27 protein-coding genes, 1 tRNA gene and 1 pseudogene are annotated in these 26,090 nt (G+C 66.8%); 15 read left to right on the top strand and 14 right to left on the bottom strand.

Annotation, left to right across the window (positions count from 1 at the left end; all coding sequences use genetic code 11):
* Positions 1 to 7 precede the first annotated feature (7 nt).
* Positions 8 to 625, top strand: coding sequence for a histidine phosphotransferase family protein (locus BMX16_RS10370; protein ID WP_089902811.1), 618 nt, complete (start codon positions 8 to 10; stop codon positions 623 to 625).
* Positions 626 to 652: 27 nt separating this feature from the next.
* Here BMX16_RS10370 and proB read toward each other — a convergent pair whose 3' ends face one another.
* The 7 genes from proB to BMX16_RS10335 all read right to left on the bottom strand — a co-directional run bounded on the left by proB (position 653) and on the right by BMX16_RS10335 (position 5,518).
* Entirely contained in the window at positions 653 to 1,777 is a 1,125-nt protein-coding gene (gene proB, locus BMX16_RS10365) for a glutamate 5-kinase (RefSeq protein WP_089902808.1), read from the bottom strand.
* Positions 1,765 to 2,811, bottom strand: a complete 1,047-nt coding sequence (gene obgE, locus BMX16_RS10360) for a GTPase ObgE (RefSeq protein WP_089902805.1) — start codon at positions 2,809 to 2,811, stop codon at positions 1,765 to 1,767. The genes proB and obgE overlap by 13 nt, the downstream gene beginning before the upstream one ends.
* Positions 2,812 to 2,832: 21 nt before the next feature.
* On the bottom strand, positions 2,833 to 3,363 hold the full coding sequence (locus BMX16_RS10355) for a GNAT family N-acetyltransferase (protein ID WP_089902801.1): 531 nt from the start codon (positions 3,361 to 3,363) through the stop codon (positions 2,833 to 2,835).
* On the bottom strand, positions 3,356 to 3,895 hold the full coding sequence (locus tag BMX16_RS10350; protein ID WP_143058014.1) for a GNAT family N-acetyltransferase: 540 nt from the start codon (positions 3,893 to 3,895) through the stop codon (positions 3,356 to 3,358). The genes BMX16_RS10355 and BMX16_RS10350 overlap by 8 nt, the downstream gene beginning before the upstream one ends.
* The gene (locus tag BMX16_RS10345) at positions 3,865 to 4,407 is read right to left on the bottom strand and encodes a GNAT family N-acetyltransferase (RefSeq protein WP_089902795.1); all 543 of its coding nucleotides are present in this window, start codon (positions 4,405 to 4,407) and stop codon (positions 3,865 to 3,867) included. The genes BMX16_RS10350 and BMX16_RS10345 overlap by 31 nt, the downstream gene beginning before the upstream one ends.
* A 115-nt stretch (positions 4,408 to 4,522) precedes the next feature.
* Positions 4,523 to 4,792 (bottom strand): 50S ribosomal protein L27, encoded by a 270-nt coding sequence (gene rpmA, locus BMX16_RS10340; protein ID WP_089902792.1) that lies wholly within the window; start codon positions 4,790 to 4,792, stop codon positions 4,523 to 4,525.
* A gap of 12 nt (positions 4,793 to 4,804) precedes the next feature.
* A complete protein-coding gene (locus BMX16_RS10335) occupies positions 4,805 to 5,518 on the bottom strand; it encodes a 50S ribosomal protein L21 (protein ID WP_089902789.1) in 714 nt (237 codons plus the stop codon).
* Positions 5,519 to 5,712: 194 nt separating this feature from the next.
* Between BMX16_RS10335 and BMX16_RS10330 the strand changes: the two genes are divergently transcribed.
* Positions 5,713 to 6,063: a hypothetical protein gene (locus tag BMX16_RS10330; RefSeq protein ID WP_089902786.1), complete on the top strand. Its 351-nt coding sequence runs from the start codon at positions 5,713 to 5,715 to the stop codon at positions 6,061 to 6,063.
* Here BMX16_RS10330 and BMX16_RS10325 read toward each other — a convergent pair.
* A complete protein-coding gene (locus tag BMX16_RS10325) occupies positions 6,051 to 6,938 on the bottom strand; it encodes a DUF2059 domain-containing protein (RefSeq protein WP_245731475.1) in 888 nt (295 codons plus the stop codon). The two genes, BMX16_RS10330 and BMX16_RS10325, sit on opposite strands and share 13 nt — an antisense overlap.
* Before the next feature lie 171 nt (positions 6,939 to 7,109).
* On the opposite strand from BMX16_RS10325, the gene BMX16_RS10320 reads away from it, so the two are divergent.
* Positions 7,110 to 7,199: transfer RNA gene (locus BMX16_RS10320), tRNA-Ser, on the top strand.
* A 95-nt stretch (positions 7,200 to 7,294) separates the two neighbouring features.
* On the opposite strand, the gene rhaI is transcribed toward BMX16_RS10320, so the two are convergent.
* Both rhaI and BMX16_RS10310 read right to left on the bottom strand, forming a co-directional pair.
* Positions 7,295 to 8,569: an L-rhamnose catabolism isomerase gene (gene rhaI / locus BMX16_RS10315; protein WP_089902783.1), complete on the bottom strand. Its 1,275-nt coding sequence runs from the start codon at positions 8,567 to 8,569 to the stop codon at positions 7,295 to 7,297.
* A gap of 12 nt (positions 8,570 to 8,581) precedes the next feature.
* Positions 8,582 to 10,684 carry a bifunctional rhamnulose-1-phosphate aldolase/short-chain dehydrogenase gene (locus tag BMX16_RS10310; RefSeq protein WP_089902780.1) on the bottom strand — a complete coding sequence of 701 codons (2,103 nt, stop codon included), beginning with the start codon at positions 10,682 to 10,684 and terminating at the stop codon, positions 8,582 to 8,584.
* Positions 10,685 to 10,873: 189 nt separating this feature from the next.
* Between BMX16_RS10310 and BMX16_RS10305 the strand changes: the two genes are divergently transcribed.
* The 12 genes from BMX16_RS10305 (at position 10,874) to BMX16_RS10250 (ending at position 24,476) form a co-directional block, all read left to right on the top strand.
* Positions 10,874 to 11,677 carry a DeoR/GlpR family DNA-binding transcription regulator gene (locus BMX16_RS10305; protein WP_089902777.1) on the top strand — a complete coding sequence of 268 codons (804 nt, stop codon included), beginning with the start codon at positions 10,874 to 10,876 and terminating at the stop codon, positions 11,675 to 11,677.
* 48 nt (positions 11,678 to 11,725) lie between these two features.
* Positions 11,726 to 12,721 carry a rhamnose ABC transporter substrate-binding protein gene (rhaS, locus tag BMX16_RS10300; protein ID WP_089902774.1) on the top strand — a complete coding sequence of 332 codons (996 nt, stop codon included), beginning with the start codon at positions 11,726 to 11,728 and terminating at the stop codon, positions 12,719 to 12,721.
* Positions 12,722 to 12,785: 64 nt separating this feature from the next.
* Entirely contained in the window at positions 12,786 to 14,303 is a 1,518-nt protein-coding gene (locus BMX16_RS10295) for a sugar ABC transporter ATP-binding protein (protein WP_089902771.1), read from the top strand.
* Positions 14,300 to 15,277, top strand: coding sequence for an ABC transporter permease (locus BMX16_RS10290; RefSeq protein ID WP_089902768.1), 978 nt, complete (start codon positions 14,300 to 14,302; stop codon positions 15,275 to 15,277). Before BMX16_RS10295 ends, BMX16_RS10290 begins: the two co-directional genes overlap by 4 nt.
* Positions 15,274 to 16,263 carry an ABC transporter permease gene (locus BMX16_RS10285; RefSeq protein ID WP_089902766.1) on the top strand — a complete coding sequence of 330 codons (990 nt, stop codon included), beginning with the start codon at positions 15,274 to 15,276 and terminating at the stop codon, positions 16,261 to 16,263. The genes BMX16_RS10290 and BMX16_RS10285 overlap by 4 nt, the downstream gene beginning before the upstream one ends.
* Complete coding sequence (gene rhaM, locus BMX16_RS10280) at positions 16,260 to 16,577, top strand: L-rhamnose mutarotase (RefSeq protein WP_089902763.1); 318 nt, start codon at positions 16,260 to 16,262, stop codon at positions 16,575 to 16,577. Before BMX16_RS10285 ends, rhaM begins: the two co-directional genes overlap by 4 nt.
* Positions 16,574 to 17,935 (top strand): FGGY-family carbohydrate kinase, encoded by a 1,362-nt coding sequence (locus tag BMX16_RS10275; RefSeq protein WP_089902761.1) that lies wholly within the window; start codon positions 16,574 to 16,576, stop codon positions 17,933 to 17,935. Before rhaM ends, BMX16_RS10275 begins: the two co-directional genes overlap by 4 nt.
* Positions 17,936 to 18,018: 83 nt before the next feature.
* Positions 18,019 to 19,890, top strand: a complete 1,872-nt coding sequence (locus tag BMX16_RS10270) for a sensor histidine kinase (protein ID WP_089902758.1) — start codon at positions 18,019 to 18,021, stop codon at positions 19,888 to 19,890.
* Complete coding sequence (locus BMX16_RS10265) at positions 19,887 to 21,236, top strand: sigma-54-dependent transcriptional regulator (RefSeq protein ID WP_089902755.1); 1,350 nt, start codon at positions 19,887 to 19,889, stop codon at positions 21,234 to 21,236. The genes BMX16_RS10270 and BMX16_RS10265 overlap by 4 nt, the downstream gene beginning before the upstream one ends.
* Before the next feature lie 213 nt (positions 21,237 to 21,449).
* Positions 21,450 to 22,427 carry a tripartite tricarboxylate transporter substrate-binding protein gene (locus BMX16_RS10260; protein WP_089902752.1) on the top strand — a complete coding sequence of 326 codons (978 nt, stop codon included), beginning with the start codon at positions 21,450 to 21,452 and terminating at the stop codon, positions 22,425 to 22,427.
* Positions 22,428 to 22,501: 74 nt separating this feature from the next.
* The gene (locus tag BMX16_RS10255; RefSeq protein ID WP_089902749.1) at positions 22,502 to 22,960 is read left to right on the top strand and encodes a tripartite tricarboxylate transporter TctB family protein; all 459 of its coding nucleotides are present in this window, start codon (positions 22,502 to 22,504) and stop codon (positions 22,958 to 22,960) included.
* 10 nt (positions 22,961 to 22,970) lie between these two features.
* Positions 22,971 to 24,476 carry a tripartite tricarboxylate transporter permease gene (locus tag BMX16_RS10250; protein WP_089902745.1) on the top strand — a complete coding sequence of 502 codons (1,506 nt, stop codon included), beginning with the start codon at positions 22,971 to 22,973 and terminating at the stop codon, positions 24,474 to 24,476.
* 290 nt (positions 24,477 to 24,766) lie between these two features.
* Here BMX16_RS10250 and BMX16_RS10245 read toward each other — a convergent pair whose 3' ends face one another.
* From BMX16_RS10245 to BMX16_RS10230, 4 genes and pseudogenes are all read right to left on the bottom strand, one after another.
* Positions 24,767 to 25,084 (bottom strand): type II toxin-antitoxin system RelE/ParE family toxin, encoded by a 318-nt coding sequence (locus tag BMX16_RS10245; protein ID WP_089902742.1) that lies wholly within the window; start codon positions 25,082 to 25,084, stop codon positions 24,767 to 24,769.
* A gap of 4 nt (positions 25,085 to 25,088) precedes the next feature.
* The gene (locus BMX16_RS10240) at positions 25,089 to 25,343 is read right to left on the bottom strand and encodes a ribbon-helix-helix domain-containing protein (RefSeq protein ID WP_089902739.1); all 255 of its coding nucleotides are present in this window, start codon (positions 25,341 to 25,343) and stop codon (positions 25,089 to 25,091) included.
* A gap of 99 nt (positions 25,344 to 25,442) precedes the next feature.
* Positions 25,443 to 25,748 (bottom strand): XRE family transcriptional regulator, encoded by a 306-nt coding sequence (locus BMX16_RS10235; protein WP_177174633.1) that lies wholly within the window; start codon positions 25,746 to 25,748, stop codon positions 25,443 to 25,445.
* A 70-nt stretch (positions 25,749 to 25,818) separates the two neighbouring features.
* Positions 25,819 to 26,090 (bottom strand): annotated as a pseudogene (locus BMX16_RS10230) (IS5/IS1182 family transposase); the annotation flags it as partial.

The raw sequence follows: 26,090 nt of genomic DNA, 5'->3' as shown, positions 1-26,090 counted from the left end.
GTGCGGCGTGACCAACGATCTGGCAACGCTGGTGGGATCTCGCATCTGTCACGACCTTATCAGTCCGATCGGCGCGATCGGCAACGGGGTCGAACTGATGTCCCTGTCGCAGCCGGGCGACTGTGACGCGGAAATGGCGCTGATCGCGACCTCGGCCGCGCATGCCTCCGCGCGGATCCGCTTTTTCCGCGTGGCCTTCGGTGCGGCCAGCCCCGGCCAGTCCATCGCCACGCGTGACGTGCTGCGGCTGCTGTCGGACCACGCCCGCGGCAGTCGCATCACCTATGACTGGCAACCCGCAGGCGACCTGACGCGGGACGAGGTGCGGATCGCCTTCCTGCTGATGATGTGCCTCGAACAGGCGATGGCGCAGGGCGGCAAGATCACCGTATCGCGCACCAGCGGCCACTGGACCGTGGGCGGCCATGCGCCGCGCCTGCGGCTCGACGTGGCCTTGTGGGATGCGCTGGCGCGACCGGGCACCATGGTCGACGTGACGGCGGCGCAGGTGCAATTCGCCCTGCTGTCGCAGATCACGGCACAATCCGACACGGCGTTGCAGGTACTGCTGGCGGACAACACCGTCGTGGTCCGCTTTGGTCATCGGGCCGCCCTGGTCGCCTGAGCGACCGCACATCGCCGGCTGTGCCGCTCAGGCCGATCCGCCATCCTGCAGCACCATGTCGTCCCGGTGGATCAGGGCGGTCCGCCCCTTGTAGCCCAGCAGGGCGGCCGCATCGGCGCTGCGACGGCCCATGATCTGGCCCGCCTCGACGCTGCTGTAGTTGGTCAGACCCAGACCCAGCGGCGCCCCGTGCGCCGTCACGATCGCGACAGGGTCGCCGCGCTCGAATGTGCCATCGACGCGGGCGACTCCCGCAGGCAGCAGGCTCTTGCCGTCGTGCAGGGCCGCATCGGCCCCCGCGTCGACCGTGAACGTGCCACGCGGCTTCATCGCGGCGATCCAGCGCTTGCGTGCGGCCTGCGGCGTCGTCTGTGCCGTGAACCACGTGGCGCGCGCGCCATCTTGCAACGCCGTCAACGGGTTGTGGGGTGATCCCAATGTGATGCACAAGGCACAGCCCGCCTCCGTCGCGACGCGGGCCGCCATGACCTTGGTCTTCATCCCGCCCTTGGACAGGCCCGACACCGCATCCCCCGCCATGGCGAGGATCGCGGGCGTCAGGTGCGGCACGACCGGCAGATGCCGCGCGTCCGCATCCGTATGGGGGTTCGCGGTATAGAGGCCGTCGACATCCGAAAGCAGCACGACCTGATCCGCCCCCACGGTGACGGCGACCTGTGCCGCCAGCCGGTCGTTGTCGCCGTAACGGATCTCGTCCGTGGCGATGGTGTCGTTCTCGTTCACGATCGGCACGACGCCCAACCCCAGCAATGTCTCCATCGTGGCGCGAGAGTTGAGGTAGCGCCGGCGGTCGGTCGAATCGTCCAGCGTCACCAGCACCTGTGCAGTGACGATCCCCAGCGGATCGAGGACTTGCTGATAGGCGCGTGCCAGTTGGATCTGCCCCACGGCTGCGGCTGCCTGCGACTGCTCCAGCGGCAATTCGCCCCGCCCGAGCCCCAGCACGCCGCGCCCCAGCGCGATAGATCCGGACGACACAAGGATCACGTCCGTCCCGCGCGCCCTGATCCGCGCCACGTCCTGCGCGAGACTGGCAAGCCAGTCGGCCCGTAACGCACCCGAATCGCGGTCCACCAGCAAGGCGGAGCCGATCTTGACGACCAGCCGCCGGGCGTCGGTCAGGGCCGCCATGCGTCATCCTCGACGGGCTCTTCCGCTGCGATGCGCGCGCGCAGGCGGCCTTCGTCGATCTGGCCGCGCAGCGCGCGCAGCACATCGGTCACGCCTTCGCCGGTGACGCCGGACATCAGCATGACGGGGGTGCCGACCGCCTCTTCCATCTCTTCGCGCAGGAACACGCGTTCCTCGGCGTCGAGCGCGTCGATCTTGTTCAGCACGGTGATGCGCGGCTTGTCCGCCAGATCACCGCCATAAGCCTCGAGTTCGGTGATGATGGTCTGCCAGTCCTGCATCGGATCGCCGGAGGTGCCGTCGACCAGATGCAGCAGCACGTTGCAGCGTTCCACGTGTCCGAGGAACAGATCGCCCAGACCGCGCCCCTCGCTCGCGCCTTCGATCAGGCCGGGGATGTCGGCCACGACGAATTCGACGTTGTCCACGCCCACGACCCCCAAATTGGGGACCAGCGTGGTGAACGGATAATCCGCGATCTTGGGCCGTGCGTTCGACGTTGCAGCGAGGAAGGTCGATTTCCCCGCATTTGGCATCCCCAACAGGCCCGCATCGGCAATGAGCTTCAGCCGCAGCCAGATCGTGCGTTCGATCCCCTCCTGCCCCGGATTGGCGCGGCGCGGGGCCTGATTGGTCGCGGATTTGAAATGCAGGTTGCCCCAGCCGCCATTGCCGCCACGGGCCAGTACGACCTCCTGCCCGACCTCGGTCAGGTCGGCGATGACCGTCTCTTCGTCCTCGTCGATGATCTCGGTGCCGACGGGCAGGCGCAGGATGATGTCGTCGCCGGATTTGCCGGTCATGCCCTGCCCCATGCCGTGCTGGCCGGAGTGGGCGAAGAAGTGCTGCTGATAGCGGAAATCGATCAGCGTGTTCAGACCGTCCACGGCGACCGCGATCACGGACCCGCCGTTGCCGCCGTCACCACCGTTGGGGCCGCCATATTCGATGAACTTCTCGCGCCGGAACGACACGCAGCCCGCACCACCGCCGCCGGAGCGGATATAGACTTTGCACAGATCGAGGAACTTCATGGGCGGCGGCCTTTGGGGTTGTTAAGCGGTCGCCTTACGGCAATCGTCCGCATTTCTCAAGCGGTCGTGCGTGGCGCGGGTCAGGCGATAGTGGTGGCTGGCGACGGGAAAGCCGCGGGCGATGGCCTGCTCGAACCGGGTCTGCCAGTGCACGAACCCGAGCTTGCGCAGCACGGCGGCCGAGGCCGCATTGTCGGCCCATGCGCTGGCGTCGATCCGCGTCAGCGGCAAGGTGGCAAAGGCGTGATCGACCGCAAGACCGACCCACCGCGTGCCAAGGCCCTGGCCACTGACCTGCGGGTGCAGCATGTAGCCCAACTCTCCACGGGTGACGGCCACGGTGCCGACGATGCGCCCGCCCCGGTCCAGCCCCCAGACGAAGCCGTCCCCCGCATAGGGCCTGCACCGGGTCGCGGTGAAATCGCGGCGCGGCGGCCACGGCCAGCCGCCCATTTGCCGCACCACGGACCGCTCTGACCCGATGGCGTGCAGATCGTCCAGATCCGCAGGCCCCAGATTGCGGGCGGTGATGCCCGTCGCCGGATCATGCATGGCGCGCCTGCCAGTCCTGCGGGGTCAGCACCATGCGCTGCACATCGACCGCGCCGCCGGTGGCACGGTGCGCGACCGAGGCGATGGCGGTATCGCGGAACCCGAGCTTGCGCAGCACCGCCCGCGACGGCCCGTTGTCCAGCAGATGGCCCGACACAAGGGGGGCAGAGTTGACGGCGAAGATCGCCGCGATGACGGCGCGGGCCGCCTCGCTCATGTAGCCCTGCCCGTGCGCCCGCGACGACAGCCAATAGCCCAGATCGGGCTTGACCGAGATCACGCCGATCAATCCTGCGCCCGCATCCAGCGCCCAGTGCGGATGCGCCGGAACGCCCGCGATCACGCGCCGGAAATGAGCGGCGTCGACTGGCGTGAAGGGCCACGGCACCGCCGTCAGCCAGCGCACCACCTGCCAGTCCGCCAGTGCCGCGACGACGGCCGCATCGTCGGCGGGCACCAGCAGGCGCAGCGTCAGGCGGGACGTCGCGATCGTGGCGGGGATCAGTGCTGCATCTTCAGCATGTAGGTCCATGTGGGCACCAGGGCATTGCGGGCGACCGAGAACGCCTCGGCATCGCCGAGGTAGTCGAAGCCACAGTTGGTGAGCACGCGGGCCGACCCGGGATTGTCCTGGAACGCCTCTGCGAAATACTGCGCGGCGTCGTGCGGATTGTGGGCCAGCAGGGTGCGGACAGCCTCGGTCGCGAAACCCACGTGCCAGAAGGCGGGTGCTACCCAATAGAACAGTTCCGACTGCGCCCGGTCCATATGCGCCAGCGACACCAGCCCCAGCACTTCCGCATGACCGTCGTCCGATCCGTCCATGACCCAGACGTCCTCGGTGCGTCCGGGTTGAGATGCGCGGGCGATCATCGCTTCCATCGCGCCGGGTGGCAGGGGGTGCGGGATCGACCGGGTGGCACGGGCCAACGCCGGATCGGATGCGAACATCGTGATCAGTCCCACGTCGGACGTGCGCAGGGGGCGCAAGGTGAAACGGTCGGCGACATAGGTCGCCTGCACCGCTGCAATATCAAGGCTCATGGGTTTCGCTCCTCCTCAAAACCAATGGTGCATCCGCTGCATGACGGATGCGTAAACGACGAAGGGGGGACCGGCCTGCGCCGGTCCCCCCTTCGCCAGATCTTAGCGTCCGGGTTTACTCGGCGGCCTCTGCCATCGGCAGCACGGAAATGAAGGTGCGACCCTTCAGACCCTTGTGGAATTTCACCTGACCTTCGACGACCGCAAAGATCGTGTGGTCGGTGCCCATGCCCACGCCGTTGCCCGGCCACATCTTGGTGCCGCGCTGACGCATGATGATGTTGCCCGGAATGACGACTTCGCCACCGAACTTCTTGACGCCCAGACGGCGTCCCGCGCTGTCGCGCCCGTTACGGGATGAACCGCCTGCCTTTTTGTGTGCCATGTGTCGGTCTCCTTACTTGCTCAGGTCTTTGGACTGCTGGATCCAGCCTTCACGCTCGATCCGGCCCTTGAAGTTCAGCTTTTCGTCGAATGCGGCGACGTCTTCGTCGGTCCATGCGGCGATCTGCGCGAAGGAGGTTACACCTGCCTCGTGCAGTTTCTTCTCCAGCGCGGGTCCGACGCCGGACAGCACCTTCAGGTCGTCGCCGTCGGTGGTGGCGTCGGCCGTGGCGGCTTTCGCCTTGGGCGCCTTGTCGGCTGCGGGCTTGGTCGCAGCCTTGGTCGTCTTGGCGGGGGCGTCGTCACCCTTGTTCGCAGCGGCATAGGCGGCATATGCACCGGCTGCAGCCATCGCCACGGCGCCGGTCGCGAATGCGATGCCACGGCCCGTCAGGGCGGCGCGCACGCCGGACGTGTCGGCACCCGATTCCAGGATGTCGCCGATCCGCACCAGCGTCAGCTGCTGACGGTGGCCCTTCTTGCGCTGCGATCCGTGCTTGCGACGGCGCTTGACGAAGTTGATCGTCTTGGGGCCCTTGATCTGGTCGATCACGGTCGCCTTGACGCCAGCGCCTGCGACCAGCGGTGCGCCGATCGTGTCGCCGACCATCAGCACGTCGTTGAACTGGATTTCGTCGCCCGCCTGTGCGTCGAGCTTTTCGACACGCAGCACGTCGCCCGACTGGACGCGGTATTGCTTGCCGCCGGTCTTGAGAACCGCAAACATAGGTCTTTCCTTTTGTCTTTCGCGTCGTTCAGGTTCCCCGTGGGGCATTTGCGGCGCGATGCCACCCGTCAACTGCGCGCCCGTAGGCGAATTCATGTCAATCACCGGACAAGGCTCTTGCCCGGATGGCGGCTTATCTGCCCTATGCCCCAACGAGTCAAGCCCCGCCTGCCCCCCTGAACAAAGGTCCCGCCATGCGATCCGTCCTGTCCCTGCTGACCCTGTCGACCGTCGTGCTGACCGCCTGTGCGCCCGGCGGCAGCGTACAGAACCCGTTCACCGGCGTCACATCCGCCCTGCAGGCCCCCGACAGCCAGCGCGGCGCGGTCGAACTGGCCGTCAAGTCCGAGTTTCCCGCGATCATGGCCCAGATCGACGCGGGCGGTGGTCCGGCGCTGACAGCGGCATTTGACGCGGCGGGCGTGCCCCTCGAGGATCGGCCCGCCCGCCTGATCCAGTTGCGCAACGAAGCCGATCTCTATGCCGGCAATCCCGGCGCGCTGACGCAGGCGTTGCTGGTCTGGGGCGGGCGTCAGATGTCCTGACCGGCCATCGCCATCGCCGAGGCGCGCCCGAGTTCCCGGCTGATGGTGACGAACATCTGGTCGAAGGCGTCGAACATCGCCGCATTCAGCGCGCGACCCGCAGCACTGTCGGAAAATGCGATGTAGGATTGCAAATCCTCATCGGACAGCGGCTGATAGGCCAGCATCAGGAAGCCGTACACCCAGTCGGTCGTGGTCGCGCGGATCTCGGGCTCCTGCGCATAGACGTCCGACAGGATCTGATCCTCGGTCAGGTCGTTGCCGAACGCGCCGCCGTCCTGCAACCCCATGTAGAACGCGTAGTTGGCGTTCATCGCACCCACGACGTTCGTCTCGATCAGGTCGTTGGTGGCGATGTAGTCGCCCACCAGATCCGCGCGCGCCGTCTGTTCGGCCCGCGCCAGGGCGCCCGCGTCCTTGGCGGCCTGATCGACCACCTCGTCCAGCAGGGCGCGACGGGCCGAGGTTTCCAGACCGACGATCTCGACCCCGAGGTCGGAGGTGAAGAAGGCGAGCATCGCATCCACGTCCGCCCCGTCGAGGGACGCGGTCAATGCGGCGGCGACCCCGCCGCGCATCCGGTCCACGTCATAGATGCCGGTCACCGTCGCGTCCCAGTCGGCCCCGCCGGACCCGCCCAGCAGGTCCGCCGCGATCTCGTCCCCGTAGGCGATGCCTTCGTCGCGCATGATCTCCAGCATCTCGGGCAGGCCGAGTGCCGCAAAGAGGGCGGCCTGTGCATCGCCGTCGGGCTGCGCAGTTTCGGGCACGGGCGTCGGCATCTGACCGGGCGTCTGCGACTGGGCCAGCGACGGCCCTGCCAACGCCATGCCAAACAAGGCGGCGATCAGAAACGGGGTACGCGCATGGGGCATGACAGATCCTCGGTAGACGTTTTCAACCTGATAAGCGCGAACGACCGACAATCCAAGCATCACGACCCCGCCCCACGACAACGTCACCGCGGCGGAGCACCGACCTGTCGCGTTTCGGGGCTTGCGGTTCTGCGGCGCTCGTTCTAAATCCGCAACAGACGGCCCCCGCGCGGAGAGGTGACGGAGTGGTCGAACGTGGCGGTCTCGAAAACCGTTGAGCCTGCAAGGGTTCCCAGGGTTCGAATCCCTGTCTCTCCGCCACTTCCCTGTTTATATCTTTTGCGGGGTCGGCCCGGTGCCACCGGGCTGACTGGTTGTGCTGCGGCGGCGCGCCGGATGGCTGCCGCCGCGCGCGCTCAGACGATCCCGCTGCTGCCGGCCGCGACGGCCGGGCGCTTGCCTGCCACCTTCGCGCGGTAGCCTGCGGCGCGGTAGGTCGCGATGGGGTCGATGGCGCAGCCCTTGTCCCGTCGCGCCATCGCGAGGATCGGTTCCACGTCGGTGCGGAAGGCTGCCTTCAGCATCCCCTGTGCCGCCAGCGCATCGTTGGCGTCCTGTGCCGCGGACAGCCCCGCACGGTCCACCAGCAGGGCCATGGCATAGGCGCGCTGCACCTCCATCGCCGACGACATCAGGCTCTCGATGGGGTCGGTGACATTGTGGCTCTGGTCCAGCATGTGCATGGGGTCGAACCCGGGGGCGTCTGCCGCATCCACCAGCTCGTTGAAGACCAGAAACAGGCGGTAGGGGTCGATGCTGCCCGTATCCAGATCGTCGTCGCCATACTTGCTGTCGTTGAAGTGGAAGCCGCCGAGCTTGCCCGCGTGAATGAGACGCGACACGATCATCTCGATGTTCACGTTGGGGGCGTGGTGGCCAAGGTCCACAAGGCAGAACGCCTGCGGCCCGAGGTGTTGCGCGATCATCAGGTTGGTGCCCCAGTCCTGCACGACGGTGGAGTAGAAGGCGGGCTCGTACATCTTGTGTTCGGTGAACAGCCGCCAGTCGGCGGGCAGGCCTGCATACACTTGAGCGGTGGCGTCCAGATACCGCTCGAACTGGCGACCGAAGTGGACCTGCCCGGGAAAGTTCGACCCGTCGCCGACCCAGATCGTCAGCGCCTTGGACCCAAGCGCCGTGCCGATCTCGATGCAGTCCAGATTGTGCTCCACCGCCTGCTGGCGCGTGGCCGCATCCGCTTGGGACAGGGACCCGAACTTGTAGCTGTGGGTCTGCCCCGGCTGATCCTGGAACGTGTTGGAGTTCATCGCGTCAAAGGTGAGCCCCACCTCTTCCGCCTTGGCGCGCAGGTCGGCGGGGTCGGCCTTGTCCCAGGGCAGGTGCAGCGACACGGCGGGCGTCGCACCCGTCAGCTGGTGGATGACGCCGCAATCGTCGAGCTTGTCGAAGATGCCCCGCGGCTCGCCCCCGCCCGGAAAGCGGGCGAAGCGCGTCCCGCCGGTGCCGACGCCCCAGCTGGGCACGGCGACGCCGTAGGCCGCGACCTTGGCCTTGATCGCGTCGATGCCGATGCCGCGCCGGTCGAGGCGTTCGCCCAATGTCTCGTAGTCGCGCGCGAGGTCGGCGTCGGCGTGTGCGTTGCCCGCCGCGATGGTGTCCTTGTCGATCATGTCCCTGCCCCTTTAGCGCGTGAATGCCTGGACGTTGCCGGCGTCCACGTTGATGATGTTGCCCGTCGATTTCGCCGACAGGTCGGAGGCGAGGAAATAGGCGGCCTCGGCGATATCCTCCGGCAGCACGCTGCGCTTCAACAAGGAGCGTTGGCGATACATCTCCTCCAGCCCGCCCTTGTCGGTGCCGTAGGTGCTGGCGCGCTGGTCGAGCCAGTCGCCGGACCAGATCTTGGACCCGCGCAGCACCGCGTCGGGGTTCACCACGTTCACGCGGATGCCCGCCTCTGCCCCCTCCAGCGCCAGACACCGGGCGAGGTGGATTTCCGACGCCTTGGCCGTGCAGTAGGCGGCGGCGTTGGGTGACGCGGCAAGACCGTTCTTGGACGCGACGAAGACCAGGGCGCCGCCCATGTCCTGCACACGCATCACCTTGAACGCTTCGCGACTGACGAGGAAATAGCCGGTGGACAGGATCGCCATGTTCCGGTTCCACATGTCCAGCGACGTCTCCTCGACCGGGGCTGACGATGCGATCCCGGCGTTGCTGACGAGGATGTCGACACCGCCGAAGGCCACGGCCATGTCTGCATAGGCGCGCGCCACCGCCTGTTCGTCGGTGACGTTCATCACGACGCTGCGCACCACGTCCGCGCCGAACTGTTTGGACAGGCCCGCGACCGTGTCTGCCAAGGCGGCTTCGTCGATGTCCGCCAGCATGACGCAGGCGCCTTCGGTCAGATACCGCGCCGCTGTTGCCGACCCGATGCCGCCTGCCCCGCCGGTGACCAGCGCCACACGGCCCGCGAGTGATTTGGGCTTGGGCATGCGGGACAGCTTCGCTTCCTCCAGCAGCCAGTATTCGATGTCGAACGCTTCCTGTTCCGGCAAACCGCGATAGGTGTCCACGCCGTCCGCACCGCGCATGACGTTGATGGCGTTGACATAGAACTCCGCCGAAATGCGGGCCGTGGCGCGGTCCTTGGCAAAGGTGATCATGCCGACACCGGGCACCAGATAGACGACGGCGTTGGGGTCGCGCAACGCCGGGCTGTCGGCGTGTTTGCAGCGGTCGTAATAGGCGGCGTAATCATCGCGGTAGGCGGCGACGGCGGCGGGCAGGCCCGCGAGGGTGGCCTCCACGTCAGGCTGCGCGGGATCGAAATCGACCACCAGGGGGCGGATTTTCGTGCGCAGGAAATGGTCCGGGCAGGACGTGCCCAGCGCCGCGAGGCGTTCCATGTCGGCGGCGTTCACGAACTCCAGCACCGCAGCGCTGTCGTCGAAGTGGCCGACCATATGCTGCTGCCCCGACACCATGCCGCGGATCGCGGGCATCAGGCGGGCGGCGGCGGCGTGGCGCTGGTCGGCGGGCAGGCTTTCATGTTTCGCGCCGCCGAAGGCGGGCTTGTCCGCCAGTTCCGCCGCAAACCAATCGGTGGCCTTCTGGATGATCTCCAGCGTCAGCAGATAGCAGGCCTTGGCATCGTCGTCCCATGTGAACAAGCCATGGCTTTCCAGCACGACACCCTTGGCGTCAGGGTTCTTGGCACAGAAGTCGGACAGCCACAGGCCCAGCTCGAACCCCGGTTTCTTCCACGGCAGCCAGCCGATGGTGTCACCGAAGATCTGTTGGGTCAGCGCGCGGCTGTTGGCACTCGCCGCGATGGCAATGATCGCATCGGGGTGCATGTGATCGACGTGCTTGCGCGGCACATAGGCGTGCAGCGGCGTGTCGATGCTGGCGGCGCGGGTGTTCAGGTTGAACGTCGCGTGCGGCAGGTAGCCCACCATCTCGTCCTCGAACGCGACCCCGCGATAAAGCCCCCTCAGCGCCTCCAGCTTGTCCATGTAGAGCGTGGCGAAGCCGTCCATCCTGATCGACCCCACGTCGCCGCCGGACCCCTTGACCCACAGCACCTCGACCATCTGACCCGTCAGGGGATCACGCTCCATCACCTTGGCCGACGTGTTGCCACCGCCATAGTTGGTGATTCGCTTGTCGGACCCGAGCAGGTTGGACCGGTAGAGCAGAAGTTCGGGCTGGGTCATGCCGGCAGCTGCGGCGTCGTCCCATTTGTTTTCAAGGCGCGTCGGCGCGGCGGTCGCAGTCATGGTCGGTGTCCCCCTCGGGCGTTGGCATGATGGTCTTTGCATCCCGGAACCTGCGTCACCTGCGGCAGCCTGTCAATCAATACCAATCACGTTCGATCATGCTGCACCGCAGAATGATCGATTATGAAAAATAATGATTGACGTAACGGTCGGTCTGATCGCAGTCTGTAGGCGAGAAAAGGGGTCATCATGCACGAGAAAGAGCGTCACCGCATCATCCTGTCGTCCGTTCAGGACCGGCCCGTGATGACCGTGATCGACCTGTGTGCCCTGACCGGCGCATCCGAGGCGACGGTACGCCGCGACATCGCCACCCTGCACATGCAGAAAAAGCTGCGCCGGGTGCGCGGCGGGGCAGAGGCGATGACGCCGCAGACCTTTACCGGGCTGGCGGGACGTCCGTTCGCGCTGAACGAGACGCGCAACATCGCGGCCAAGCAGGCGATCGCGCGCGCCGCCGTCGATCTGTGCGACGACGGCGACGCGATCATCATCAACGGTGGCACGACCACGTTCCAGATGGTGCATCCGCTGGCCAGCAAACGCATGCAGGTCTTCACCAACAGCTTTCCCATCGCGGAACACCTGCTCAAGCACAGCCGCAACACGATCATGCTGTCCGGCGGGGCCATCTACCGCGAACAGAACATCATCCTGTCCCCGTTCGAGAACGACGTGACACGCAACTTCTATGCGCGGCGCATGTTCATGGGCGCGCAGGGTCTGGGGCCGCTGGGTCTGATGGAGGCGGACCCGCTGCTTATCCAGGCCGAGACCAAGCTGATCGGTCAGGCGGACGAGCTGATCGTGCTGGTGGACAGCAGCAAGTTCGCCGCCCGGTCGTCGCTGTTGCTGTGTCCGCTGACACGCATCGACACGGTCATCACCGACGACCGCATCACGGACCGCGCCGCCGCCATGCTGGAGGCGGCGGAGGTCACGCTGATCGTCACGACACCGGGGGCTGCATCCGTGCAGGCCACGGCCACCTGAGGAACCGGGGCACCCCGCCCCACCAACCGTAATATCTGGGAGGATACGATGCGCGTTACCATGAAACTCATCTCTGCCACGGCGATGGCCGCGGCCTTGCTGGCAAACCCCGCCATGGCGCAGGACGACGTGCGGATCGCACTTGTCGTCAAGGCGCTGGGCATCGGCTTCTTTGACGCCGCCGCCAAGGGGGCAGAGGAGGCTGCCGCCGAGCTGGGCAATGTCGAGCTGATCTATACCGGCCCGACCGACACCACCGCCGAGGGTCAGATCGAGGTCATCAACAGCCTGATCGCCCAGCAGGTCGACGCCATCGCGATTTCATCCAACGACACCGATGCGCTGGTGCCCGCCCTGCAAAAGGCGATGGAGCGTGGCATCACGGTCATCAGCTGGGACAGCGGCGTGGCGCCCGCTGGCCGTCAGATGCACCTGAACCCGTCGTCGAACCCGCTGATCGGCAACATGATCGTGAAGCTGGCCGCCGACCACCTGCCCGACGGCGGCGACGTGGCGGTGCTGTCGGCCACCTCCACCTCGACCAACCAGAACATCTGGATCGAGGAGATGACCAAGGTGCTGCCGGAGTATCCGGGGATCAACGTAGTCGGCACCGTCTATGGCGACGATCTGGCCGACAAGTCCTACCGCGAGGCGACGGGTCTGATGCAGACCTATCCCGACCTCAAGGCGATCATCGCGCCGACCTCCGTTGGCATCGTGGCGGCGGCGCAGGCCGTGGTCGATGCGGGCAAGGTCGGTCAGGTGAACGTCACCGGCCTTGGCCTGCCGTCCGAAATGGCGGGTGCCATCGAATCCGGTGCATCCCAGTCCTTCGCGATCTGGAACCCGATCGATCTGGGCTATTCCGCGACGATGCTGGCCTATGAGCTGAGCCAAAACGGGGCCGTGGCCGAGGCGGGCGCAGAGATCCCGATGGGCCGCATGGGCACGCTGACGCTGGACGAGAACATGGAAGGCGCCATGGCCGACCCCTTCGTCTACGACGCCAGCAACATCGAAGAGTTCAAGTCGATCTTCTGATGCGGCCCCGGCCCCGGCGCCTGCCGCCGGGGCCACCCTTTCCTTCCGACGAAAGCCCCCCATCATGACCGACGTGCCCGTCCTCGCCCTGCGTGGCGTGACCAAGACCTTTCCGGGTGTCACCGCACTGGACGGCGTGCACCTGTCGCTGTTCGCGGGTCAGGTCACCGCGCTGATCGGCGAGAATGGTGCCGGCAAATCCACACTGGTCAAGACGCTGACCGGCATCTACCGCCCGGATGGCGGCAGCATCGAAATCGACGGCGTGCCCGTCCGCTTTGCCACCGCACAGGATGCAGGTGCCGCCGGGATCACCGCGATCCATCAGGAAACCGTGCTGTTCGACGAGCTGACGGTCGCCGAAAACATCTACATCGGCCACGCGCCGCGCACCCGGTTCGGCCTGATCGACACCGCGCGGATGATGCGCGAGGCCCGCAGCCTGCTTGCCAGCATCGGGGCCACGCTGGACCCTGCCACGCGCCTGCGCGATCTGGGCATCGCGTCCAAGCACCTCGTGGCCATTGCCCGTGCCTTGTCCATCGACGCCCGCGTGGTCATCATGGACGAACCGACCGCGGCGCTGAGCCAGAAGGAGATCGAGGAGCTCTATGCACTCGTCGCCACGCTGAAGGCGCAAGGCAAGGCGATCCTGTTCATCAGCCACAAGTTCGACGAAATCTTCCGTATCGCGGACCGTTACACCGTGTTCCGCGACGGGCAGTTCGTGGGCGACGGATTGATGGCCGACGTGGATCAGGACCAGTTGGTGCAGATGATGGTCGGGCGCAGCGTGGACCGCGTCTTTCCGCCCCGCACCCACAGCCCTGGGGCGGAGTTGTTGAAGGTCGTCGGCTATTGCCACCCGACGGAATTCGCCGACATCACCTTTACCCTGCGGCAGGGCGAGATTCTGGGGTTCTATGGTTTGATCGGCGCCGGGCGGTCGGAGTTGATGCAGGCGCTGTTCGGCATCACGAAACCCAGCAAGGGCGTGTGCCGGATCGACGACCGCATCAGCGTGATCCGGTCCCCCGCCGACGCCATCGCCGCGGGCATCGTCTATGTGCCGGAGGATCGTGGACGTCAGGGGGCGATCACGGCGCTGCCGATCTTTCAGAACGTCACGCTGCCGTCCCTGCGCCGCACGTCACGCCACGGGTTCCTGCGCATGGCAGAGGAATTCACGCTCGCCCGCACCTATACCGAACGGCTGGACCTGCGGGCGGCCAGCCTCGATCAGGATGTGGGCAACCTGTCGGGGGGTAACCAGCAGAAGGTGGTGATCGCCAAGTGGCTGGCGACGCAGCCCCGCGTCATCATCCTGGACGAGCCGACGAAGGGCATCGACATCGGGTCGAAGGCCGCCGTCCACGCCTTCATGGCGGAACTGGCGGCAGCGGGGCTGAGCGTCATCATGGTGAGCAGCGAGATCCCCGAGGTGATGGGGATGTCCGACCGCGTCATCGTCATGCGCGAAGGGCGCATGGTCGCCGAACTGGCGGGCGCGGCGCTGACGCCGCAGGCGCTGGTCCGCCACGCGGCGGGCATCGGCGCGGACAAGACAAAGGTGGCGGCATGACGTTCCTGCGGTCGCGCGAAGCGGTCCTGACGGGCGCGCTGCTGGTGCTGCTGGCGCTGATCGCCACGCGGTTTCCGGGGTTCATAGCCCCCGCCAATCTGGCGGCGGTGTTCAACGACACGGCCCCGCTGATCATCCTCGCCCTCGGGCAGATGGTCGTGATCCTGACGCGCTGCATCGACCTGTCGGTGGCCGCGAACCTGGCACTGTGCGGGATGGTCGCGGCATTGCTGAACGTGGCGTTTCCGGGCCTGCCGGTCGTCGTCATTGTGGCGGCTGTGACGGCGCTTGGTGCGGCGCTTGGTGCGGTGAACGGCCTGCTTGTGTGGAAGGTCGGCATCCCGCCCATCGTAGTCACGCTGGGCACATTGACGATCTTTCGCGGGGTGATCTTCCTCATCTCTGACGGCGCGTGGGTGAACGCGCACCAGATGACCGATCCGTTCAAGGCGCTGCCGCGCAGCGCCCTGCTGGGCCTGCCGGTCATGTCATGGTGCGCCATTGCGGTCATCGTCGGCACGGCGGTGCTGGTCTGGCGCACCGCGCTGGGGCGGTCGTTCTATGCGGTGGGCGGCAATCCCCATGCGGCGGTCTACACGGGCATCGACGTGGGCCGCACGCAGTTCACGGCGTTCGTCCTGTCGGGCGCGCTGGCGGGGCTGACCGGATACCTCTGGGTCGCGCGCTATGCGGTGGCCTATGTCGACATCGCGGCGGGGTTCGAGCTTGACGTGATCGCCGCCTGTGTGATCGGCGGCATCGGCATCGCGGGCGGCATCGGGTCCGTGGGCGGTGCCGTGCTGGGGGCGCTGTTCCTCGGCGTCATCAAGAATGCGCTGCCGGTCGTGGACATCTCGCCCTTCTGGCAGATGGCGATTTCCGGCGCCGCGATCATCACCGCCGTCATCCTTAATTCCCGCACGCGCCGCGCCAAGGGTCGCCTGATCCTGCGCCAGACCGAAGGCCACGCATGACCGACACATCCCTGCACCGCCGCCTGCCCGACCGGTTGACCACACGCACCCAGCGCCTGCTGCGCAGCTGGGAGGTGCTGTTGCTGGCCGTCGCCGTCGCGATCTTTACCTTCAACGCGCTGGCGTCGCCCTATTTCCTGAACGTCTGGAACCTGTCCGACGCCACCTTCAACTTTACCGAAAAGGCGATGATCGCCTTTGCCATGGCGCTGCTGATCATCGCGGGCGAGATCGATCTGTCGGTCGCGGCCATCGTGGCGCTGGCGTCCACGGCGATGGGATACGCGTTGCAGTTCGGCGTCGGCACGCCGGGGCTGGTCGCCATCGGGCTGGGCACGGGGCTGGCCTGCGGGGCGTTCAACGGGTTCCTTGTCACGCGGCTTGGCCTTGCGTCCATCGTCGTGACCATCGGCACCATGAGCCTGTTTCGCGGCATCAGCTCCATCGTGCTGGGGGACGGCGCATTCAACGGCTATCCCGCCAGCTTTGCCGTGTTCGGCCAAGGCTACGTCTGGTGGGTGATCACGGTGGAACTGGCGATCTTCGCCGTCCTCGCGGTCGTGTTCGGCGTGCTCCTGCACCGCACGAACTTCGGCCGCGCGGTCTATGCCATCGGCAACAACCCCACCGCGGCGCTGTTCAGCGGCGTCCGGGTGGACCGGGTGCGGTTCATCCTGTTTTTGCTGACGGGCCTGATGGCGGGCCTCGCCGCCGTGTGCCTGACCTCGCGCCTGGGCTCCACCCGCCCCAGCATCGCCATGGGGATGGAGCTGGAGGTGGTCACGATGGTCGTCCTCGGCGGGGTCAACATCCTTGGCGGGTCCGGCACCATCCCCGGCGTCGTGATCGCGGCCTTCGTGATGGGCCTCGTGACCTTCGGGCTGGGCCTGCTGAACGTACCGGGGATCGTCATGTCGATCTTCGTGGGCGCACTGCTGATCGGCGTGATCGCCCTGCCCCGCCTGATCGGAAAGCTGCGCGCATGAGCGAGAAACACGCCTTCACCATGCAGCTGAAGCCCGGCTGCGCCGAAGCCTACCGCGCCCGTCACGATGCGATCTGGCCCGAGCTTGTCACGCTGCTGCGTGAGGCTGGCGTCAGCGACTATTCCATCCACCTTGACCCCGCGACGGGCGTGCTGTTCGGCGTGCTGTGGCGGACCGACGATCACCGCATGGACGCCCTGCCGCAGACCGCGGTGATGCAGCGCTGGTGGGCGCATATGGCCGACCTGATGGCGGTCCACCCGGACAATTCACCCGTGGTGACGCCCCTGCACACGATGTTCCACCTGCCATGAAGCACGTCGCCGTCATCGATATCGGCAAGACCAACGTGAAACTGGCGTTGGTCGATCTGGTCACCGGGGCCGAGGTCGCTGTCGTGACCCGTCCGAACGCGGTGCGGGTCGCGCCCCCCTATCCGCATTTCGATGTGGAGGGATATTGGGATTTCCTGCTGGACGCGCTGGCGACGTTCCATGCGACGCACGGTGTCGATGGCATCTCCGTCACCACCCACGGCGCGTGTGCAGCGCTGCTGGATGCGGGCGGCGCGTTGGCCACGCCGGTGCTGGATTACGAGCATGACGGGCCGGATGCGGTGGCGACAGCCTATGACGCGATCAGGCCCGCCTTCGCGTCGACCGGATCGCCGCGGCTGCCGGGGGGGCTGAACGTGGGCGCGCAGCTGCACTGGCTGTTCGGGCGCGATCCGGGGTTGCTGGCGCGCACGGCACATGTGGTGACATGGCCGCAGTACTGGGGGTTTCGCCTGACCGGTCAGCTGGCCACCGACGTGACCTCGCTGGGGTGTCACACCGATCTGTGGTGCCCGGATGCGGGGACGTTCTCGACCCTCGTCGATACACTTGGCGTACGCGACAAGATCGCGGCCCCGCGCAGGCCGGACGAGGTGTTGGGGACGCTGACCGCCGCCGTCGCGGCGCGGACGGGCTTGCCCGCACAGACGCCCGTGACCGTGGGCATCCACGATTCCAACGCCTCCCTGCTGCCGCATCTGATGCGCCGCACGGCACCGTTCACCGTCGTGTCCACCGGGACATGGGTGATCGCCCTTGCCGTGGGCGGAGAGGAAGTCGCACTGGACCCTGCCCGCGACACGCTGGTGAACGTGGCAGCCGATGGCCGCCCGGTGCGGTCCGCGCGCTTTATGGGCGGGCGGACGTTCGACATGCTGACCGCCGGTCGTGCGGTGACGCCGACGCCAGCGGACGAGGCCGCGGTGCTGGCAGAGGGCATCATGCTGCTGCCGTCGGTCGTCGCAGGCTCCGGCCCGTTTCCGCAGCGCGCGCCCGCCTGGACAGGCGCCGCGCCCGCGACGGGCAGCGGCCCCCATGCCGCCGCCACCGCGTTCCATCTGGCGCTGATGACCGCCACCTGCCTGTCGCTGATCGGTGCGCAGGGCCCCACCATCGTCGAAGGCGCCTTCGCCCGCAACGCAACCTACCTGCGGATGCTGGCCGCAGCGACCGGGCGCAGCGTGATCGCCGCACCGTCCAGCACCGGCACCAGTCTGGGTGCGGCCCTGCTGATGGGCGACACGGCGACACCGCCCGCCGCCGATGCGGTCATCACCACCCCCGGCCCGGACTGGGCCGCATACGCCACCCGCTGGCGCGTCGCGGTCGCGGGCTGACACGGCCGCCACGTGCCGCACCACTATACCTCGCCCGCGTTCTGGCTCAAGGTAACGCGGGAGCGCGAGGGGGGGGTGTAGACATGGCCATGAACGACACGCCGCTGTCGCGACACCGTCACGCGGCGTGGCGCGACCTGCCATGGGTGCCTGTGGCAGGCCTCGTGGCAGCGTTCGTACTGGTGGCATGGGCCGTGTCGGGCAGCGTCCTTGGCTATTATCTGGCCGCCGACCGCACCCGCGCACAGGCGACGCTGCAACTGACGCATCAGGTTCTGGAAGGGCATCTGCGCCGGTTCCAGACGGTGCCGGACCTGCTGGCGGACGATGGCGACCTGCGGGCGCTGCTGGACGCGCCCGGTGCCGCAGACAGCCGCGATGCGGCCGCAATCAGCGCGTGGCTCGCCACCCGCAACGCGCTGCTGGACAGTTCTGTGATCTACGTGATGGGTGACGACGGCATCACCATCGCATCGTCGAACCACGACCAGCCTGACAGCTTCGTCGGGCAGGATTTTGCATTCAGGCCTTATTTCACCGCCGCCATCGCGGGCGGGCGCGGACGCTATTTCGCGCTTGGCACCACATCGGGGGTGCGCGGTTACTATTTCGCCGCACCCGTCCGCAACACGGCGGGGGCCATCGCCGGGGTGATCGCGGTCAAGGTCGATCTGGACATGATCGAGGCGGACTGGCGCCGTCAGACGGATGCGATCATCGTGACCGATGCGGAAGGTGTCGTGTTCCTGTCCACACAGGCCGACTGGCTGTATCAGGGATTTTTGCCGCTGACCGCCGACCGGGTGGCGCGGACCGTGCAGGCGCGGCGCTATGCGGACCAGCCGGTCGGGGTGTTGCCCGTTTCGCGGTCGCAGATGCAGGGCCTGCCGGTGATCGCGATGACGCCCGGCACCGCGCAGCGCACCTATCTGGAGGTCAGCGCGCCCATGCCGTTGGCCGACTGGACGGTGCATGTGCTGCGCGACACCAGCGATGCGCGCGCACAGGCGCGGCTGGCGGTGGCGGCGATCCTGCTGGGTCTGTGCATCGTGGCGGGTCTTGGCATCGTGTGGTGGCAGCGCCGCGACCGGCTGGCGGCGCGGCTGGCGGCACAGGACGCGGCCAAGGTCGAACTGGAACGCCGCGTGGCGGAACGCACCGCCGATCTGGCGCGGATGAACGCCCAGATCCGCGACGAGATCGCGGAGCGGCGCGCGACGGAAGCGGCCCTGCGGCGCACGCAGGCGGATCTGGTGCAGGCGGGCAAGCTGGCGGCACTGGGGCAGATGTCGGCGGCGCTGAGCCACGAGATCAACCAGCCGCTGGCGGCGGCCCGCAACTATGCCGACAGTGCGGCGATCCTGATGAGCCGTGGCGATCTGGACCGCGCGCAGGCCAACGTGGGCCAGATCGTGATGCTGATCGACCGCATGGCGGCCATCGCGCGGCACCTGCGCCACGTCGCGCGCAAACCCGACACGCCGCTCAAGGTCCTCGATCTGGGGGCGGAGGTGGACGGCGCGCTGGCGTTGCTGGCGAACCGGCTGGGCGACGTCACCGTGATTCGCGACATCGCCCCCCGCCTGCCGCGCGTGCGCGCAGGCAGCGTGCGGTTGCAGCAGGTGCTGTCCAACGTGCTGGCCAATGCCGTCGATGCGCTGGAGGATGCACCGCTGCGCCGGATCGAGATCGCGGCGCAGCACGACGGCGACTTCGTATTGCTGACGATCCGCGACCACGGACCGGGTGTGGCTGGGGCCATCGCCGACCGGATCTTCGATCCGTTCTTCACCACCAAACGGGTGGGGTCCGGTCTGGGGCTGGGGCTGTCGATCTCTTACAACATCCTCAAGGATTTCGGTGGCGATCTGCGGGTGGGCACCCATCCCGCTGGCGGGGCCGTGTTCACGATTGCGCTGCAGGCGGTCGCCACCGACCGGATGGCGGCGGAATGACCCTGCCCCGCGTCCTGCTGATCGACGACGACGTGGCGATGCGCCAGTCCACGGAACAGGCCCTTGATCTGGCGGGGTTCACCGTGACCGCCTTTTCCACGGCAGAGGAGGCGCTGACCCATGCGGGACCTGGGTTCAACGGCGTCGTGGTCAGCGACATCCGCATGCCCGGCATGGACGGCATGACCCTGCTGCAGCGGCTGGGCGAGATCGACCGCGATCTGCCCGTGATCCTGATCACCGGCCACGCCGACGTGGAGCTGGCGGTCGAGGCGATGCGGCGCGGGGCCTACGACTTCATCGCCAAGCCGTTCGCGATCCCGTCGCTGGCCACCGTGCTGCGCCGCGCCGCCGACCACCGCGCGCTGGTGATGGACAATCGCCGTCTGCGGGCGGCCGCAGGGCAACAGGACGATCTGGAGGTGCGCCTGCCCGGCCGGTCCGCCCCGATGATCGACCTGCGCCGCCGCTTGCGCACCATCGGCGCCAGCGAGGCGGACGTGCTGGTGACGGGTCCGACCGGCGCAGGGAAAGAGGTCGTCGCACGCGCGCTGCACGATCTGTCCGCCCGCGCGGCACGCCCCTTCGTCGTGGTGAACTGCGCCGCGCTGTCCGCCACCCTGATCGAAAGCGAGCTCTTCGGTCACGAGGCGGGCGCCTTTGCCGGGGCCTTGCGCGCGCGCTATGGCCGGTTCGAGCATGCCCGCGGCGGCACGGTGCTGCTCGACGACATCGACACCATGCCGCTCGATCTGCAGGCCAAGCTGCTGCGGGTGCTGCAAGACCGGGTCATCACCCGGCTGGGATCGAACGACCCCATCGCACTCGACGTGCGGTTCATCGCCACCAGCCGCGTGGCCCTGCCTGCGCAGGTCGCGCGGGGGGCGTTCCGCGAGGATCTGTATTTCCGCCTTGCGGTCACGACGCTGGCGGTCCCGCCGCTGACCGCGCGGCGCGAGGACATCTCCTTGCTGTTCCTGCATCTGCTGCGCGAGGCGGCGGCGCGACATGGCGCCGAGGACCGCAGCCCCGCGCCGGAGGTGCTGGCCGACCTGACCGCCCGCGACTGGCCCGGCAACGTGCGCGAATTGCGCAATCTGGCGGACCGGCACGTGCTGGGGCTGGACTGGATGCCGGGGGCGGATGGGGCGCCCCTGCCCCGTCTGGCCACCCGCGTGGCCGAGTTCGAGCGCAGCGTGATCGCCGCCGCGATCGCGGCCCACGGCGGTCGGCTGCGCGGCGTCTACGAGGACCTCGGGATCTCGCGCAAGACGCTGTACGAGAAGATGCAGAAGCACGGTCTGGACCGGCGGCTGATTACCGACGGCGACGCAACCGAGGACTAGTCCGCCCCGCCGATGTGTCGGTTTCCACCCATCCTGTGGGTGGCATGTTACCGTTTCCACCCATCGCCATGGCCGTCAGCGCACTAATCTTGCCGTGCCGGTGGCAAGCCTCTGGCGTCCGCCTCGCGGACCCTGCCAGATGCAGCGGCACGTCGCCCCCTTGGGAGAGAAGCGGGACGACGGATCGCATGCCTACGTTCGAGGAGGAACCCCATGGCACTTCACCGCATCCTGACCGGCGCCCTTGCCGGTACCATCCTGTCTTCCGGCGCCCTGATGGCGCAGGACTATCCAGAACGCTCGATCACGATGGTCGTGCCCTTTGCCGCCGGTGGCCCGACCGACACGGTCGCCCGTCTGGTCGCCGAAAAGATGTCCACCGATCTGGGCCAGCAGGTCATCGTCGAAAACGTCGGCGGTGCCGGCGGCACGCTGGGTGCAGGTCAGGTCGCCACGGCCGAGGCCGATGGCTATACCGTCCTGCTGCACCACATCGGGATGGCCACGGCCGCCACGCTGTACCGCAACCTGGCCTATGACACGTTGGCCGCCTTCGACTATGTGGGTCTCGTGACGGAAGTACCGATGACCCTCGTTGGCCGTTCCGACCTCGAGCCTGCGGACCTTGCGTCGCTGGTGACCTACGTCAAGGAAAACGCCGACACGCTGACCATGGCCAATGCCGGGATCGGTGCGGCCAGCCACCTGTGCGGGATGCTGTTCCAGCAGGCGCTGAACGTGTCGCTGGTGACCGTCCCCTATCAGGGCACCGGCCCCGCGATGACCGACCTTCTGGGCGGTCAGGTCGATCTGATGTGCGACCAGACCACCAACACGTCCGAACAGATCCGCGGCGGCACGATCAAGGGCTACGGCGTCACCACGCCCGCGCGGCTGGAGATCTTTCCGGACATGCCCACCGTCGCCGAAGCCGGCCTTGCCGGCATGGAAGTGTCGATCTGGCACGGCATCTACGCCCCCAAGGGCACGCCGGCCGAGGCCGTCGAGCGTCTGAGCGCCTCGCTGCAGACCGTGCTGGCCGATCCGACGCTGGCCGCGAGCCTGGCTGAACTGGGCACCGCACCGTCGCCCGCGACGGACGGCACCCCCGCAGCACTGCAGGCAAAGCTGGAAAGTGAGATCGCCCGTTGGGAACCGGTCATCGCCGACGCCGGCGTCTACGCCGACTGATCGTTGCACATGGGGGCTCCGGCGCGCTGCGCCGGGGCCCTTTTCTATCACTGGATTCCGGGGAGGGGATCGGGATGGCAAGACCCATCAACAAGACGGACGCCGCAGCAGGCGGCCTGTTCATCGCAGTCGGTGTGCTGTTCGCCGTGCAATCCATGGGCATGGAGATCGGGACCGCCCTGCGCATGGGCCCCGGATACTTTCCGCTGGTCCTGTCCGGTGTCATGATCCTGCTGGGCGCGGCCATCGTGTTCACCGCGTTCTCGAGCGAGGACGAACCCGTCGGCACCCTCGCGTGGCGGGGCATGATGTTCATCCTGCCGGCGCCCATCTTCTTCGGGTTGACCGTGCGGGGCCTCGGCTTCGTGCCGTCGATCTTCTTCACCACGCTGATCGCCGCGCGTGCGGCGCTGAAGATGAGCTGGCTCGCGTCGTTGATCCTGTCGGTCGCCGTGATGATCTTCTGCACGCTGGTGTTCAGCGTGGGTCTGGGGTTGCCGTTCCGGCGCTTCGGTCCGTGGCTGCCGGTCTGAGGAGGCTTTGATGGACCTGATATCCAACCTCGGCCTCGGCTTTGCCACCGCAGGCTCGCCCACCAACCTGCTGTTCTGCCTGATCGGCGTCATCCTCGGCACGCTGATCGGCGTGCTGCCGGGCATCGGGGCGACGGCAACCATCGCCATGCTGCTGCCGATCACGTTCCAGCTGGAACCGGTCAGCTCTCTCATCATGCTCGCAGGCATCTACTACGGCGCGCAGTATGGGGGATCGACCACCGCGATCCTGATCAACATGCCGGGCGAATCGTCGTCCGCCGTGACCGCCATCGACGGCTACCAACTGGCCCGCAAAGGCAAGGCGGGCACGGCGCTGGCCGTGGCGGCGCTGGGGTCGTTCTTTGCAGGCTCGGTCGCGACGCTGCTGGTGGCGATCCTTGCACCGCTGCTGACCATCGTGGCGTTGAAGTTCGGTGCGGCGGAATATTTCAGCCTCATGCTGCTCGGTCTCGTCGCGGCCATCGCGCTGGCGCACGGATCCATCCTCAAGGCGCTGGCGATGACGGTGCTGGGGCTGCTCTTGGGCGTAGTCGGGACCGACATCTACACGGGCACGCCGCGGTTCACCTTCGGCATCACCGCCTATGCGGACGGGCTGAACTTCGTGGCGCTGGCCGTGGGGGTGTTCGGCATCGCGGAAATCCTGCGCAATCTGGAAGGCGAACAGGACCGCACCGTGCTGACCACGAAACTGGGCAGCCTGTGGCCCAGCCGCGCCGACCTGAAGGCGATGATCGCCCCCATGCTGCGCGGCACGCTGCTGGGATCGGCACTGGGCATCCTGCCGGGGGGCGGCGCGATCCTCGCCTCCTTTGCGTCCTACACGGTGGAAAAGCGGATCTCCAAGACACCGGAAGAGTTTGGCAAGGGGTCCATCGCCGGTGTCGCCGGCCCTGAATCCGCCAACAACGCAGGTGCGCAGACCAGCTTCATCCCGCTCTTGACCCTCGGCATTCCCGCCAACCCGGTGATGGCGCTGATGGTGGGTGCGATGATCATTCAGGGCGTCGTGCCCGGCCCGAACGTCGCCGCCGAACAGCCGGCACTGTTCTGGGGCATCATCGCCAGCATGTGGATCGGCAACCTGATGCTGATCGTGCTGAACCTGCCGCTGATCGGGCTGTGGGTGAAGCTGCTGACCGTTCCTTACCACGTGCTGTTTCCCATCATCATGGCGTTCTGTTCCATCGGTGTCTATTCGGTGAACTCGAACGTCTACGACCTCTATGCGGTCGCGGGGTTCGGCCTGATGGGCTATGTACTGATGAAGCTGCGCTGCGAACCGGCCCCCTTGCTGCTCGGCTTCGTCCTTGGCCCGCTGCTGGAGGAGAACCTGCGCCGGGCGATGATCCTCGGGCGCGGCGATCCGACCACGTTCGTGACGCGACCGATCAGTGCAACGCTGCTGGGTCTGACGGTGATCGTGCTGATCGTGATGCTGCTGCCGCAAGTCAGCAAGAAGCGCGCGGAAGTGTTCAGCGAAGCCGAGTGATATCCCGCTTGGGTCTCACAAAAGCGCTGCCCGCTGACGCGGGCGGCGCTTTTGCGTTGCGGGGACCGTGCAGCAGCCTGCGTTGAATCCGGTCGGATACCGGGCATGGCGACGCGATGCATTCGCCAGCAACAATGCCGACGCCTGGGGGCACAAAAGCTTCAAAAATCCAAATGAGTCTGGCGGAGGGAATGACACATGCAACGAACTCTCTCTCGTGCCAGCGTCGGACCCCGAGGGACCCACGCGAAACCCTGCGCAAATCTGACGCTCTTTGGAAAACCAGCCGATCAGTCTAAACCGAAGTCATCCCGGAACCGGTCGATCTGATGCATTCGCTCGTGCAGGATGGTCACAATCCCGATGTCGCCATTCGAGAGATGTCGCCAGTAGACGAAATGGCGTTCGTAGCGAAAGAAAAACCCGTTGAGGCCGAACTCGGCCGGGATGGGCTTTGATGCAACGCCATGGTCAGCGATCTTGTCGAAGGCGGCGAACAGGCCGGTGATGTATTTCTCGGCCCGATCATCTCCCCACCTGTCACGGGTGTAGCGGTAGATGTCATCGAGGCGATGCGACGCCCCTTCCTGGATGCGAATGGCGGGCATCGGATCAGGCCCTGTTCCGCGCAATCACCTCGGCTGCGGTCAGCGGTTGATACGACTCCTCCGGGGCTGCGAACGCGTGGGTCAGCTCGCCCTTCAGCCGGTTGAAGGCTTCCTGCTCCGCCCTCTCCTTGTCACGCCGGATCAGGTCGCGGATGTACTCGCTGACGTTCTCATAGGACCCGTCATCGCCTACGTTGGCCGACACGAAGTCGCTCAGGGCCCCACCAAGGCGGACAGTCATCGTTGTCGTTCGGGACATGGCGCAGCACCTCTCATCTCGCGTGTATTCAATATAACCAAAAACGCACACAAAACAAGAGTGAGCTGCGCCCTACTCCTGCCGATCATCGTTCGCCCCTCAATCGTCTGCCTCCTCGACAATGTGGCGGCCCGCAAGTGCAAGAACAACGTAGAGCACGGCATCCGAATGCCGCGCGAGGGCGATCAGATGGTCGCCGCTCGGCCCCCGCTCGCCCGAGAACCAGTACTTCACAGTGCGTTCGCTGGCACCCGTCCAGCGCATGGCCGTTTTGATTGCCCTGTGTGTGTCGTCCAACTCTTCGTGCAGAGCCATCGCTATGGCGGTTCGATAATCGGTTGGTTCTTCGACCAGGTGCACAAATGTGCCCATCTTCGGCACAACTGTGCCCATCTTCACGCGCATTTTCACGTCCTTCTTCGACTCTGTTGCGCAAATCAGCTGACGGACGGTTTTCCCCTTACCCCAGACGGATTTATGCCACTGCCTTTGTGACGGGGATGCCAAGGGCGGTGTAGCCATTCAGGATAGCGATGCGCACCTGGACCTCTGCGACCTGGCGGTCGAAGTCCCGAGCCATCAGCCGCTGGCCCAGCAGCTTTACACAATGCATCTTTGTCTCGACGCGGCTCCGGCGGTGGTATCCGCTCCAGTTCCGCCAGAGCGCCCGACCCAGACACTTCGATGCGCGGAGCGCATCATTCCTGGCTATGGCACCGGCGGTGGTTGGTTCCCATGGTTGGGCAT

The organism is Loktanella fryxellensis, assembly GCF_900110065.1.
GTDB lineage: Bacteria > Pseudomonadota > Alphaproteobacteria > Rhodobacterales > Rhodobacteraceae > Loktanella > Loktanella fryxellensis.
This window is presented reverse-complemented; position numbering and strand designations above follow the sequence as displayed.

What these genes read in the sequence shown, in the direction of transcription:
- proB (WP_089902808.1), bottom strand. Translation starts at nt 1,777, where the DNA reads ATGGCGGCCCTGACCGACGCCCGGCGGCTGGTCGTCAAGATCGGCTCC.
- obgE (WP_089902805.1), bottom strand. Translation starts at nt 2,811, where the DNA reads ATGAAGTTCCTCGATCTGTGCAAAGTCTATATCCGCTCCGGCGGCGGT.
- BMX16_RS10355 (WP_089902801.1), bottom strand. Translation starts at nt 3,363, where the DNA reads ATGCATGATCCGGCGACGGGCATCACCGCCCGCAATCTGGGGCCTGCG.
- BMX16_RS10350 (WP_143058014.1), bottom strand. Translation starts at nt 3,895, where the DNA reads ATGGACCTACATGCTGAAGATGCAGCACTGATCCCCGCCACGATCGCG.
- BMX16_RS10345 (WP_089902795.1), bottom strand. Translation starts at nt 4,407, where the DNA reads ATGAGCCTTGATATTGCAGCGGTGCAGGCGACCTATGTCGCCGACCGT.
- rpmA (WP_089902792.1), bottom strand. Translation starts at nt 4,792, where the DNA reads ATGGCACACAAAAAGGCAGGCGGTTCATCCCGTAACGGGCGCGACAGC.
- BMX16_RS10335 (WP_089902789.1), bottom strand. Translation starts at nt 5,518, where the DNA reads ATGTTTGCGGTTCTCAAGACCGGCGGCAAGCAATACCGCGTCCAGTCG.
- BMX16_RS10330 (WP_089902786.1), top strand. Translation starts at nt 5,713, where the DNA reads ATGCGATCCGTCCTGTCCCTGCTGACCCTGTCGACCGTCGTGCTGACC.
- BMX16_RS10325 (WP_245731475.1), bottom strand. Translation starts at nt 6,938, where the DNA reads ATGCCCCATGCGCGTACCCCGTTTCTGATCGCCGCCTTGTTTGGCATG.
- rhaI (WP_089902783.1), bottom strand. Translation starts at nt 8,569, where the DNA reads ATGATCGACAAGGACACCATCGCGGCGGGCAACGCACACGCCGACGCC.
- BMX16_RS10310 (WP_089902780.1), bottom strand. Translation starts at nt 10,684, where the DNA reads ATGACTGCGACCGCCGCGCCGACGCGCCTTGAAAACAAATGGGACGAC.
- BMX16_RS10305 (WP_089902777.1), top strand. Translation starts at nt 10,874, where the DNA reads ATGCACGAGAAAGAGCGTCACCGCATCATCCTGTCGTCCGTTCAGGAC.
- rhaS (WP_089902774.1), top strand. Translation starts at nt 11,726, where the DNA reads ATGCGCGTTACCATGAAACTCATCTCTGCCACGGCGATGGCCGCGGCC.
- BMX16_RS10295 (WP_089902771.1), top strand. Translation starts at nt 12,786, where the DNA reads ATGACCGACGTGCCCGTCCTCGCCCTGCGTGGCGTGACCAAGACCTTT.
- BMX16_RS10290 (WP_089902768.1), top strand. Translation starts at nt 14,300, where the DNA reads ATGACGTTCCTGCGGTCGCGCGAAGCGGTCCTGACGGGCGCGCTGCTG.
- BMX16_RS10285 (WP_089902766.1), top strand. Translation starts at nt 15,274, where the DNA reads ATGACCGACACATCCCTGCACCGCCGCCTGCCCGACCGGTTGACCACA.
- rhaM (WP_089902763.1), top strand. Translation starts at nt 16,260, where the DNA reads ATGAGCGAGAAACACGCCTTCACCATGCAGCTGAAGCCCGGCTGCGCC.
- BMX16_RS10275 (WP_089902761.1), top strand. Translation starts at nt 16,574, where the DNA reads ATGAAGCACGTCGCCGTCATCGATATCGGCAAGACCAACGTGAAACTG.
- BMX16_RS10270 (WP_089902758.1), top strand. Translation starts at nt 18,019, where the DNA reads ATGGCCATGAACGACACGCCGCTGTCGCGACACCGTCACGCGGCGTGG.
- BMX16_RS10265 (WP_089902755.1), top strand. Translation starts at nt 19,887, where the DNA reads ATGACCCTGCCCCGCGTCCTGCTGATCGACGACGACGTGGCGATGCGC.
- BMX16_RS10260 (WP_089902752.1), top strand. Translation starts at nt 21,450, where the DNA reads ATGGCACTTCACCGCATCCTGACCGGCGCCCTTGCCGGTACCATCCTG.
- BMX16_RS10255 (WP_089902749.1), top strand. Translation starts at nt 22,502, where the DNA reads ATGGCAAGACCCATCAACAAGACGGACGCCGCAGCAGGCGGCCTGTTC.
- BMX16_RS10250 (WP_089902745.1), top strand. Translation starts at nt 22,971, where the DNA reads ATGGACCTGATATCCAACCTCGGCCTCGGCTTTGCCACCGCAGGCTCG.
- BMX16_RS10245 (WP_089902742.1), bottom strand. Translation starts at nt 25,084, where the DNA reads ATGCCCGCCATTCGCATCCAGGAAGGGGCGTCGCATCGCCTCGATGAC.
- BMX16_RS10240 (WP_089902739.1), bottom strand. Translation starts at nt 25,343, where the DNA reads ATGTCCCGAACGACAACGATGACTGTCCGCCTTGGTGGGGCCCTGAGC.
- BMX16_RS10235 (WP_177174633.1), bottom strand. Translation starts at nt 25,748, where the DNA reads ATGCGCGTGAAGATGGGCACAGTTGTGCCGAAGATGGGCACATTTGTG.